Below are 11,720 nucleotides of genomic sequence, written 5' to 3' on the forward strand. Positions count from 1 at the left end.
AATGAATTTACTATTTTTTTTTAGGAGATAATTATGTTTACATCCAGTTATCGAAAGAATATCAAGGTTCTCTACACTGTTGAATTTTTTTCCTTTTTTGGGATTACGACCTTCTGGGTCTTGTTTTTAAGTCAACATGGCATGAGTTTGTTAGAAATTGGTCTTTTGGAGAGTATGTTTCATGGGACCAGTCTTTTGTCTGAGATTCCGTCTGGAATGCTGGCTGATCGATTTTCCTATAAGCTTAATCTCTTGCTTGGAAGATTGTTTGCGATTGTGTCGTGTGTTTTGATGATTTGTGGTCAGGGGCATTTTTGGCTGTATGCCCTTGCTATGACCATAAATGCATGGGCTTATAATTTTGATTCGGGAACGAGTAGTGCTCTGCTGTATGATTCAGCTGTGCAGGCGGGTCTTAAGGATCGCTATCTGACATTTTCCAGTGTGATTTCAGGGGTGGCAGAAGCGACCATGTCTTTAGGGGCAATCGTGGCAGGATTTTTTGTTCATGGGCATTTGGAAGTGACCTATTTCATCATGATTATCTACTCCTTGTGTGCCATGATGTTGATTAGTCTGCTTAAAGAACCTAATGCAAAGTCGCAGATAGAGGAGCGTATCACGATGGTTAGCATTGTGCAGACAGTGGTAAAGGAATTTAAAACCAATCCTGCTTTGCTCTTGTGGCTATTGGTTGGTCAGATCATGTGTGCCATGATGTGCATGTTTTATTTTTACTACCAAAATCAATTACCGAATTTGAGCAGTTGGCAGATTGCAGTGTTTATGACTATTGGTAGTGGTCTGAATATTGGAGCGACTTATCTCGCTAGTCAAGTAGGTAAGAAATGGTCCTCTTTTAAGTTGTTCCCTTGGATTGTTGGTCTGACAGGTTTGCTTTATGGAGCGGTGTTGTTTCATCAAGCACAAGTCTATATGTTGGTTTATTTATTGACCAATGCCCTGTACGCTCTTTACATGCCGATTGTGTCGAATGATATTCAACAGTATCTACCAAGTTCAGTTCGAGCGACCATGCTGAGTGTTAATGCTATGTTTTTTAGCCTGAGTATGATTGTGCTCTTTCCCTTGACAGGCTGGTTGATTGACCAAATAGGCTTTATTTCTACCTTTCTTGCTTTAGGTATTTTCTTAATGGTTTCAGCCTTTATACTCGTTTTTTTGCTTGTAGATATTCAAAGGAGATTACAGCAAAACTAAGAGATTTTTACATTCTTTACCGAGAATGTAAGAATTTTTTCTTACTTTTTGAAAGTAGGTCGAGAATTTGGTATAATAAGGTGGAAAGAGGTGGGCGTGTGAAAAAAGGACTATTAGTGATGATCAATCTGGTCTTAGTGATCATGATGGCAGGAGTAGCTTATCTACTGTATCAGAAATGGCAGGATTACAGCTATACAAGCTCTATTGAGAAGCTTCTAACGAAGATGGACAAAGAGTATGAGACAGAGGATGTTACCAAGCATAGAGGACTGGTGGGGAGTCGGTATGTGACTGCTTATTACCCAAAAGCAAATGGAGGAGAGATCGGTCTCATCAAGGAACAGATGAACACCATCATTCAAACTCTGCCTCAAGGAGAAGCGCCAAAGACGTCACTAACGGGGTTGAATTTCTATTATGCTGAGCTAGGAGATGGGCCTTTTAAGGACAGCCGAAAAGTAGTGTTGAAGTCCAAAGTTTTCCCCCTTTCTAAGGAAGTAGGGAAAGTCCAAGAGGAAGAGTATGGTAGTCTTTTATTAAATGCTAACCAAGAGATTTTTCGTCTGAATCAGCTGTTTTCTGATCCGTTTCTTGCGAAATCCCATCTTTTAGAGCAGATAAAAAAAGATTTAGGTAATCAACAGACTGAGGGAAGCCTGCTGGAAGAGAACCTACTTGCTCTTGATGAAACGCCGCTAGAAAACTGGAATTATCGTTATCAATCTGGTCGATTTGAGATAGACTTGCCAAAAGGTGGGACTGCTCAAGTTGCGATGGAGAGTCTATATGATGTTATGGATACCAATTATTTGCAAGGCGAGGAACTAGCAGCTTACCAGGCTTATCAAGAAAAGAAAGAGAGAAAGCTCGTTGCGCTAACCTTTGATGATGGTCCAAGTCCAGCAACAACACCGAAAGCCTTAGATATTCTTGCCAAATACAATGCCAAAGCTACGTTTTACATGCTCGGTAAAAATGTTGCAGGAAATGAAGACTTGATAAAACGTGTTAAAGCGGCAGGGCATGAGATTGGCAATCACAGTTGGGATCACCCACAGTTGCCGACTCTGCCTTTGGAGATGGCTGTTCAACAAATTACAGATACGCAGGCTGTTTTAAAAGAGGTTCTTGGAGAAGCACCTCGAACGATGCGTCCGCCTTATGGAGCAATTAGTCAAGATATTCAAAATGCGTCAGATGTGTCTTTTATGATGTGGGATATTGATACACTGGATTGGAAGTCTCACAATACAGAAGCGATTATGAATGAAGTGCATAAGACACAGCCAGGGTCGGTCATTCTCATGCATGATATTCACCAAACGACGATTGACGCTCTGCCGTCTGTCCTAGAATACCTAAAACAAAATGGCTATACATTTGTCACAGTGAGTGAGTTATTCGAAGGAAATTTACAACCACATCATTGCTATTATAGCGCTTATCAACAATAGGAAAACCTTGCCAGAGAATTGGCAAGGTTTTTTAGTCTACATATAATTGTTGATTTTTGAGAAACATTGGTCGCACAGAGGCGTATTTTTTAAGCAGTTTAAGCTCTTCTGGGTGGCTAATCAGAGTGATGACGAAGCCGTCTCGTCCCATGCGTCCAGTCCGTCCTACGCGGTGGGTATAGGTTTCCTTATCCCGTGGTACTTCGTAGTTGACGACGCATTCGAGAGCTTCGATATCGATGCCGCGTGCGACCAAGTCAGTTGCAAGAAGTAGAGTGAGGGCATGGTCTTTGAATTTTTCCAAGATGACCTTGCGGAATTTGACATTGACATCGCTGGCAAGAGAAACAGCCTCGATACCGCGGTACTGCAATTTCTCCTCAGCACTTCCTAGGTCAGACAGGGAGTTGAAAAATACGAGACCACGGAAATCTTCGACATGAGCGAGTTTACGAAGGAGATCAACCTTTTCTCGTTTGTCCACTTCGAGATAAAAGTGTTGGATGTTGGTTAGCTCCATCTTGTCGACGGCAATAGTGCGAGTACTTGGGGCTAGTTTATCTGGGTCCACTTGGCTGGTCGCACTCATGTAAATCAACTGATGATCGCGTGGCGCATAGCGACAAATCTTATCGACAAAAGGATATTGAGAATCGCTGAGCAATTGGTCAAATTCATCGAGGATAATGGTATTGACATTCATCATCTTGATTTTCTTGAGTTTAATCAGCTCAAAAATCCGACCCGGAGTGCCAATCAGGATTTCAGGTCCTTTTTTCAAGCGTTCAATCTGCCGTTTTTGACTAGAGCCAGAGAGAAATAGCTGCGCTTGAAGGTCGATGAGTTCTGCCCAGGTCTTGCAGACGTCAAAGATTTGCCCAGCCAGTTCCGTATTGGGAGCTAAAATCAGTAATTGCTGAGCTTTTTTGGGCTTGAGTGTCAAAAGACTAGGGAGCAGATAGGCTAGGGTTTTACCAGTTCCTGTCGGGCTGATTCCAAGGACGGTTTCTCCTGTCCGAATCGGCTCAAACATCTGTTCTTGAATAGGGGTAAAGCTGGTAAAGCCAGCTTGTTCTAGCTGGTTTTGCCAACTAGCGGGAAGTGTTGTTTTCATTCACATCTCCTTCAAAATGGATATGGGCAGTCTGCCGCATGCGGTAAAGCGTGTTGTGGACTGCCTGCGCAGCATCTAACCACTTTTCATAGAGGTCAGGTTGCGGGCTTGTAATCATCTCCGCAAATCGTTCTACCTCTTCTAGCATAGTATGTGGTGCCTGCGTGATGAGGAGCGCCTCAGTTTCTCCTTTTAGCGGGTGGAAGATAGCAGAGCTGACATGCTCGATTGTGTCGAGGACAAGGGTACCTTGGTCTGTATAGATTTCTGCTGGGAGCGAGCTGTTGATATCTTTTCCTGTCTGAATGGTCACTTGGAAGTCAGGATAGATCAATTGACCAGAGCCATTCAAATCCACACTATTTGGCAGTTGATGCGCTAGGTAGTGGGCATTGATTGGCGCACCAAAAAGGCGAACGCTGGCATATACAGGATAGATGCCCAAGTCCATGAGGGCACCGCCTGCGAATTGACTTGAAAAGGCATTTGGTGTTTTTTGAGCGAGGAGGTCAGGCATTTTTGACGAATACTTGGCATAGCTAAAATGTGCGCCCCAAACATCCTTGTCCGCTAAAAAATCAGCAATGACGGTAAAAGCATCTTCGTGGTAATTGCGAGCTGCTTCAAAGACAAAAACTTCTTGTTCTTTTGCTGTTTCCACCAAATCAGTCCATTCTTCTGGTTGTGTGACCGCTGGTTTTTCGATGATGACGTGTTTCTTCGCAAGAAGTGCAGCTTTTGCTTGTCCGTAGTGGAGGGAGTTAGGGCTTGCGATATAAAGAATTTCGATAGGGCTAGCTAGAAATTCTCCCATATCTGTATAGAGTGCGACGTCTTGTTCGTACTCTTGTGCGAAGTTTTCAGCACTTTCCATGGTCCGTGAATAGACGGCTGAGAGTTGATATTTTTTTGTTTTGTGAGCTGCTGCGATAAAATGATGCGCAATAGCTCCTGTTCCGATAATGCCTAGTTGTAACATAAAGAACTCCTTTTCATATAGTTTGTCAAGATTTATCCATTAACTCTTCCATTATACCATGATTTGAGGTAAAATAGATAGGATAACAAATATTGGAGAGACAAATGCAAAATAGACCTATTATTATCGGTGTGACAGGCGGTTCTGGTGGTGGAAAGACCAGTGTTTCTCGCGCGATTTTGGCAAATTTTCCCAATGAAAAGATTGCCATGATTGAGCATGATTCCTACTACAAGGACCAATCTCATTTGACCTTTGAGGAGCGGATTCAGACCAATTATGACCATCCATTGGCCTTTGATACGGATTTGATGATTGAGCAGTTAAAGGAGCTGTTGGAGGGACGTCCAGTGGATATTCCTACTTATGACTATACAGCGCATACAAGAAGTGAGAAAAGCTACCGTCAAGAACCGCAAGATGTCTTTATCGTCGAAGGAATTTTGGTACTTGAGGACAAGCGTTTGCGTGATTTGATGGATATTAAGATTTTTGTGGATACGGATGATGATGTGCGGATTATCCGTCGGATTAAGCGGGATATGGAAGAGCGTGGCAGAAGCCTTGATAGCATTATTACCCAGTATCTAGGGGTGGTAAAACCTATGTATCACCAGTTTATCGAGCCAACCAAGCGCTATGCGGATATTGTGATTCCAGAAGGGGTGACGAACACGGTTGCCATTGATTTATTGACAACAAAGATTGCAAAGATTTTGGAAGAAGCACGAGATGAACAGTAAAAGGGAGTGGGACAAAAGTATCCAACCTTATTAAGCTTTATAGTTTAAATACTTTGACGCAGCAGTTGTCGCTGGGTTCAATATTTCAATGGAGCATTGAAGAGAACATAAAGTTGTGAGCAACTTATCTAAAACGTTGATAAATCAACATTCTACAAATCGCGTCAACCTTGCGGGGGTGGGACTACAAAATCGATTTCTACGAAATCACGATTTTTGTCCCATCCCCTTTTTTGAAATTATTCAAGAAAGTTTCAGTTTACAAAATTTTCTAAAAATATTGAATTTTCTGTTGACAGGCTTTTTTTGCTATGGTAAAATACTACTACATTACATCAAAGGAGAGTCAAACATGAAACCAGCACGCATTTTTGTAGCAAACTTGTTGTTGTGGTATTCGGGCTAGTGCAAAAGCATTAGTCCTGTTTGGCTTACCAAGCGGGAGTAAAGAAACATCTCGCTTGGTCAAGTGAGATGTTTTTATTTATGGAGAAAGAGGAGTAGATTATGCGTACAGTTGAATTTCTTGATACCAGCCTTCGTGATGGGGAGCAGACCCCAGGGGTGAATTTCTCAATTAAAGAAAAGCTTGCCATTGCTAAGCAACTTGAAAAATGGGGGATTTCAGCCATTGAAGCAGGCTTTCCAGCTGCCAGTCCAGATTCCTTTACAGCGGTCAAGGAAATTGCAAAAGCCATGAATACAACCGCTGTTACAGGGCTTGCTCGCTTGGTCAAATCAGACATTGATGCCTGCTATGAAGCTTTAAAAGAGGCTAAATATCCGCAAATCCATGTCTTTATCGCAACCAGTCCCATTCACCGGGAGTTCAAGCTGAAAAAGACCAAGGAAGAGATTCTTGAGAATATCAAGGAGTATGTCAGCTATGCTCGTTCAAAATTCGAGGTGGTCGAGTTTTCACCGGAAGACGGAACACGAACAGAGCTCGATTTTCTTCTGGAAGTCGTGCAAACTGCAGTGGATGCGGGAGCGACCTATATCAACATTCCTGATACAGTCGGCTTCACCACACCTGAAGAATATGGGCATATCTTTAAGTATCTGATTGAACATGTGAAATCTGACCGCGACATCATCTTTAGTCCTCACTGCCATGATGATCTTGGAATGGCGGTAGCAAACAGCCTTTCAGCTATTAAAAATGGAGCAGGGCGCGTGGAAGGTACCATTAATGGTATCGGTGAGCGGGCTGGAAATGCGGCGCTTGAGGAAGTAGCTGTTGCACTCAATATCCGCGCAGATTACTATCAGGTAGAGACAGATATTGTCCTAAACGAAACGATTAATACTTCTGAAATGGTATCGCGTTTTTCTGGTATTGCCATTCCTAAGAATAAGGCAGTGGTCGGAGGCAACGCCTTCTCACATGAGTCAGGAATTCACCAAGACGGTGTTCTTAAAAATCCGCTCACCTATGAAATCATTACGCCAGAATTGGTCGGTGTCAAGAGCAATAGTTTACCGCTTGGAAAACTCTCTGGTCGCCATGCTTTTGTCGAGAAATTAAAAGAATTGGCGCTCGAGTTTGACGAGGCAGAAATCAACGAATTGTTCAGCAAGTTCAAGGCCTTGGCGGATAAGAAACAAGAAATTACAGACGCAGATATTCGTGCCTTGATTGCGGGTGTGACGGTAGAAAATCCAGAAGGCTTCCACTTTGATGACTTGACTCTTGCAGTCGACGGTGAGCACATGGTGGCCATGGTTCGTTTGGTGAATGCCCAAGGTGAGCAGGTAGAATGCCAAGCAACTGGTAAGGGAAGTGTTGAGGCGATTTTCAATGCCATTGATGAATTCTTCCACCAAGATGCCAAACTCTTGTCTTACAATATTGAGGCGGTGACAGACGGTATTGATTCGCAGGCACGGGTGCTTGTGACCGTCGAAAATCAAGCGACAGAGACCATTTTCAATGCCTCAGGTCTCGACTTTGACGTCCTGAAAGCCAGTGCTATTGCCTATATTCATGCCAATATCTTTGTCCAAAAAGAAAACGAAGGAAGCATTGGCCATACCGTATCCTATCGTGATATGGCGGACTATTGAGGAGAAGCAGATGAAAAAAACAATCGTTGCTCTTGCAGGAGACGGCATTGGTCCTGAGATTATGGCGGCAGGCTTAGAGGTCTTAGAAGCGGTCAAGCCCAGCCTTTCCTTTGACTATGAAGTGGTTGAAAAAGCCTTTGGTGGGGCAGGAATTGACGCCGAAGGCCACCCGCTTCCCCTAGACACCTTGGAGGCTTGTCAAGAAGCAGATGCGGTCTTACTTGCTGCGATTGGCAGTCCCCAGTACGATAGTGCTCCTGTTCGGCCAGAAGAGGGTCTACTTTCACTTCGTAAGGAATTAGGGCTCTATGCCAATATCCGTCCTGTAAAAATCTCCCCTGCCTTGAAACATTTGTCGCCCTTAAAGGAAGAGCGGATTGCGGATGTGGATTTTGTTGTGGTCCGTGAGTTGACAGGGGGTATTTATTTCGGTGAGCATGAGTTACAGGACAATGTAGCGCGTGATGTCAACGAGTATCAGACTTTTGAAATCGAGCGGATTTTGCGCAAGGCCTTTGAACTAGCTCGGACGCGCAAGAACAAAGTGACCAGCATTGACAAGCAAAATGTCCTTGCTACGTCAAAATTGTGGCGAAAAGTGGCAGATCGCATTGCCTTAGATTACCCAGATGTGACTTTGGAACATCAGCTGGTCGATAGCGCAGCCATGGTTATGATTACCCATCCTGCCAAGTTTGATGTGCTGGTGACGGAAAACCTTTTTGGCGATATTTTGTCAGACGAGGCTAGTGTCTTATCGGGTACACTTGGCGTCATGCCTTCGGCCAGTCACGGAACGGGAGCCAGTCTTTACGAGCCGATTCATGGTTCAGCGCCTGACATTGCAGGACAAGGAGTTGCCAATCCCGTCAGCATGATTCTATCTGTTGCCATGATGTTGCGGGAGACCTTTGGCGAATTAGCAGCAGCAAGGAAAATAGAAGATGCTGTTGAAGCAAGTTTTGCTGCAGGCGTCTTGACGAGAGATTTAGGAGGAAATGCCTCTACCCAAGAAGCGGTAGATGCGATTATCAAACACTTATGACTATCAAACAAATGGTGAGTATGACCCTTGTGGTCTGGAATGTAATCGTCTTTTTGACTTATGGATTGGATAAGGGAAAGGCGAGAAAGCAGGCCTATCGGATTCCAGAAAAGACCTTGTTGACCATGAGCATTTTGGGAGGCGGTCTTGGAGCGTGGGCTGGTGGCACTCGTTTTCACCATAAGACGAAAAAATGGTATTTTCAAGCGGCTTGGCTGCTTGGGCTCATCATAGATGGCGCTATTATGTATTGGATTTGGAGGTAAGATGGCAGGAAAATCGATTTTAGACAAGGTCTGGGAACGCCATGTCATTACAGGTAATGAAGGGCAACCCCAGCTCATGTATGTGGACCAACATTATATCCATGAGGTAACAAGTCCTCAGGCCTTTCAAGGCTTGCGTGAGGCAGGAAGACGCTTGAGAAGACCTGACTTGACCTACGGAACTTTTGACCACAATGTGCCGACTGTCAATATCTATGATATTCGGGATGTGATTTCAAAGGCGCAGATGGATAAGCTGGCAGAAAATGTGGTCGAGTTTGGCATTGATTGCGCGGATCACGGTTCAGAACTCCAAGGCATTGTCCACATGATTGGACCAGAAACAGGACGCACCCAACCGGGGAAATTCATCGTCTGTGGCGATAGCCATACGGCGACGCATGGAGCCTTCGGTGCTCTGGCCTTTGGGATTGGGACCAGCGAAGTGGAGCATGTCTTTGCCACCCAAACCATTTGGCAGGTCAAGCCCAAGAAGCTCTTGGTTGAGTTTGTAGGACAAGCCCCAAAAGGTGTCTATGCCAAGGATTATATTTTAGCGCTGATTGCTAAGCACGGAGTTGGTCTAGGGGTGGGCTATGCCGTGGAATACCGAGGCGATGCGGTGGAGCGTCTTAGCATGGAAGAGCGCATGACCATTTGCAATATGTCCATTGAATTTGGCTCCAAGATCGGCATGATGAATCCTGACCAAAAGACTTACGACTATGTACGAGAGACAGCTAATGCCCCAACGGACATTGAAGCTGCGATTGCCGATTGGAAGACCTTGGTCTCAGATGAGGATGCGGTCTATGACAAGGTCATTCGCATGGATGTCTCAAGTTTAGCTCCTATGGTGACGTGGGGGACCAATCCTTCTATGGGTGTGGCTTTTGATGAGGCCTTCCCAGACATCAAGGACATCAATGATGAGCGGGCCTATCAGTATATGGGAACCAGACCAGGCCAAAAGATTGAAGAGATTGAGTTGGGCTATATCTTTATTGGCTCTTGTACCAATGCTCGCCTGAGCGATCTAGCGCTTGCGGCTAAGTTTGTCAAGGGCAAGAAAATTGCCCCAAATCTGACTGCCATTGTCGTGCCAGGAAGCAGACCTGTCAAGCGAGCAGCTGAAAAAATGGGGCTTGATAAGATTTTCCTAGAGGCAGGTTTTGAATGGCGGGATCCAGGTTGCTCCATGTGCCTCGGTATGAATCCAGACAAGGTGCCAGACGGTGTTCATTGTGCCTCAACCAGCAATCGAAATTTTGAAGATCGCCAAGGTTTCGGAGCCAAGACCCACTTGTGCAGTCCTGCCATGGCTGCTGCCGCAGCAATCGCTGGGCACTTCGTTGATGTTAGAAAATTGGCGGAGGTAGAATAAATATGGAAAAATTCACCATTTATACGGGAAGAACAGTTCCCCTTATGAATGACAATATTGATACCGACCAGATTCTTCCCAAGCAATTTCTCAAGCTGATCGACAAGAAAGGCTTTGGCAAGTACCTTATGTATGCCTGGCGTTATCTAGATCATGCCTATACGGAAAATCCTGATTTTGTCTTTAACAAGGACGAATACCGTAAAGCCACCATTTTAGTGACAGGGGATAATTTTGGAGCAGGATCTTCCCGGGAACATGCTGCCTGGGCGCTGTCTGATTACGGTTTTAAGGTCGTGATTGCAGGGTCTTTTGGCGATATTCACTACAATAACGAATTGAACAATGGCATGTTGCCCATTGTCCAGCCAAGAAGTGTCCGTGAGAAATTAGCAGGGCTAAGCCCAGATGATGAAGTCACGGTTGACCTAGAAAAACAGGTCATCATCTCTCCTGTGGGCGAGTTTCACTTTGACATTGACAGCGAGTGGAAATACAAGCTCTTAAATGGGCTAGATGACATTGGCATCACCCTTCAATATGAGGATTTGATTGCAGCCTACGAACGCAATCGCCCTGCCTATTGGCAGTAGTAACTATTTACAAAAATGAACTATTAAAAAGAAAAGAGGATAGAACGATGACAAAACATATAGAGTGGATAGGGGAACTTTCACAAGAAGGACTTGAGATTTTACAAGGAAATGGCGGATGTATTGTCTGTCCGACAAAGGTAGGCTATATCATCATGACCAGTGATAAAGCAGGACTTGAGCGCAAATTTACAGCCAAAGAGCGCAATCGCAATAAACCAGGGGTAGTGCTTTGCGGAAGTATGGAGGAGCTCCGTGCCCTAGCTCAGCTCAACCCAGAAATCGAAGCCTTTTATCAAAAACATTGGGATGAAGATATTTTGCTCGGTTGCATCCTGCCTTGGAAAGAGGAGGCAATGGAAAGACTTAAGGCTTATGGTGATGGTCGGGAAGAATTGATGACGGATAGCCGTGGTACGAGTTGTTTTGTTATCAAGTTTGGTACAGCAGGAGAGCAGCTGGCAGCCCGTCTTTGGGAAGAGGGCAAAATGGTCTATGCTTCCTCAGCAAATCCATCTGGAAAAGGAAATCGGGGCAAAGTAGAAGGCATTGGCGAGCGTATTGAATCAAGCGTTGATTTGGTGATTGAAGCAGATGATTATGTGGCGTCCATCCAGCCAGATAAGACCGTAGAAACTCGCTACGAACAAGGAGTAATGGTATCAATGGTCGATAAAGATGGAAACTTGATTCCAGAGCAAGGTAAGGACAGCCGCTCCATTTCCCCATGCCCAGTCGTCATCCGTAAAGGTCTTGACATTGATAAGATCATGATGCATTTATCAGACCACTTCAACTCATGGGACTACCGCCAAGGAGAGTATTACTAATAAGCCAAAAAACTGCTTTAA

Annotated in this window: 11 protein-coding genes; 9 read left to right on the top strand and 2 right to left on the bottom strand. The window is 44.5% G+C overall.

Translation table 11 applies throughout. From position 1 onward, the window contains the following. Positions 1 to 33: 33 nt before the first annotated feature. Positions 34 to 1,221 carry an MFS transporter gene (locus tag AB1I63_01560; protein ID MEW4353576.1) on the top strand — a complete coding sequence of 396 codons (1,188 nt, stop codon included), beginning with the start codon at positions 34 to 36 and terminating at the stop codon, positions 1,219 to 1,221. 98 nt (positions 1,222 to 1,319) lie between these two features. Then, complete coding sequence (locus AB1I63_01565; protein MEW4353577.1) at positions 1,320 to 2,678, top strand: polysaccharide deacetylase family protein; 1,359 nt, start codon at positions 1,320 to 1,322, stop codon at positions 2,676 to 2,678. 31 nt (positions 2,679 to 2,709) lie between these two features. Here the strand turns inward: AB1I63_01565 and AB1I63_01570 are convergent, their stop codons facing one another. Together AB1I63_01570 and AB1I63_01575 are read right to left on the bottom strand one after the other, a co-directional pair. Beyond that, positions 2,710 to 3,792, bottom strand: a complete 1,083-nt coding sequence (locus AB1I63_01570; protein MEW4353578.1) for a DEAD/DEAH box helicase — start codon at positions 3,790 to 3,792, stop codon at positions 2,710 to 2,712. Then, positions 3,770 to 4,771: a Gfo/Idh/MocA family oxidoreductase gene (locus AB1I63_01575; protein ID MEW4353579.1), complete on the bottom strand. Its 1,002-nt coding sequence runs from the start codon at positions 4,769 to 4,771 to the stop codon at positions 3,770 to 3,772. Before AB1I63_01575 ends, AB1I63_01570 begins: the two co-directional genes overlap by 23 nt. Positions 4,772 to 4,875: 104 nt before the next feature. On the opposite strand from AB1I63_01575, the gene udk reads away from it, so the two are divergent. The 7 genes from udk (at position 4,876) to AB1I63_01610 (ending at position 11,699) form a co-directional block, all read left to right on the top strand. Further along, complete coding sequence (gene udk, locus AB1I63_01580; protein ID MEW4353580.1) at positions 4,876 to 5,514, top strand: uridine kinase; 639 nt, start codon at positions 4,876 to 4,878, stop codon at positions 5,512 to 5,514. A 507-nt stretch (positions 5,515 to 6,021) separates the two neighbouring features. Continuing rightward, positions 6,022 to 7,581 carry a 2-isopropylmalate synthase gene (locus tag AB1I63_01585; GenBank protein MEW4353581.1) on the top strand — a complete coding sequence of 520 codons (1,560 nt, stop codon included), beginning with the start codon at positions 6,022 to 6,024 and terminating at the stop codon, positions 7,579 to 7,581. A 10-nt stretch (positions 7,582 to 7,591) separates the two neighbouring features. Next, complete coding sequence (gene leuB / locus AB1I63_01590; GenBank protein MEW4353582.1) at positions 7,592 to 8,626, top strand: 3-isopropylmalate dehydrogenase; 1,035 nt, start codon at positions 7,592 to 7,594, stop codon at positions 8,624 to 8,626. Beyond that, entirely contained in the window at positions 8,623 to 8,892 is a 270-nt protein-coding gene (locus AB1I63_01595; protein MEW4353583.1) for a DUF1294 domain-containing protein, read from the top strand. The genes leuB and AB1I63_01595 overlap by 4 nt, the downstream gene beginning before the upstream one ends. Before the next feature lies 1 nt (position 8,893). Then, positions 8,894 to 10,276, top strand: a complete 1,383-nt coding sequence (leuC, locus tag AB1I63_01600; protein MEW4353584.1) for a 3-isopropylmalate dehydratase large subunit — start codon at positions 8,894 to 8,896, stop codon at positions 10,274 to 10,276. 2 nt (positions 10,277 to 10,278) lie between these two features. After that, positions 10,279 to 10,869: a 3-isopropylmalate dehydratase small subunit gene (gene leuD, locus AB1I63_01605; protein ID MEW4353585.1), complete on the top strand. Its 591-nt coding sequence runs from the start codon at positions 10,279 to 10,281 to the stop codon at positions 10,867 to 10,869. 47 nt (positions 10,870 to 10,916) lie between these two features. Continuing rightward, a complete protein-coding gene (locus AB1I63_01610; GenBank protein MEW4353586.1) occupies positions 10,917 to 11,699 on the top strand; it encodes a Sua5/YciO/YrdC/YwlC family protein in 783 nt (260 codons plus the stop codon). Positions 11,700 to 11,720: the final 21 nt, after the last annotated feature.

This window comes from Streptococcus pneumoniae, assembly GCA_040719455.1.
Classification (GTDB): Bacteria; Bacillota; Bacilli; order Lactobacillales; family Streptococcaceae; genus Streptococcus; species Streptococcus pneumoniae_G.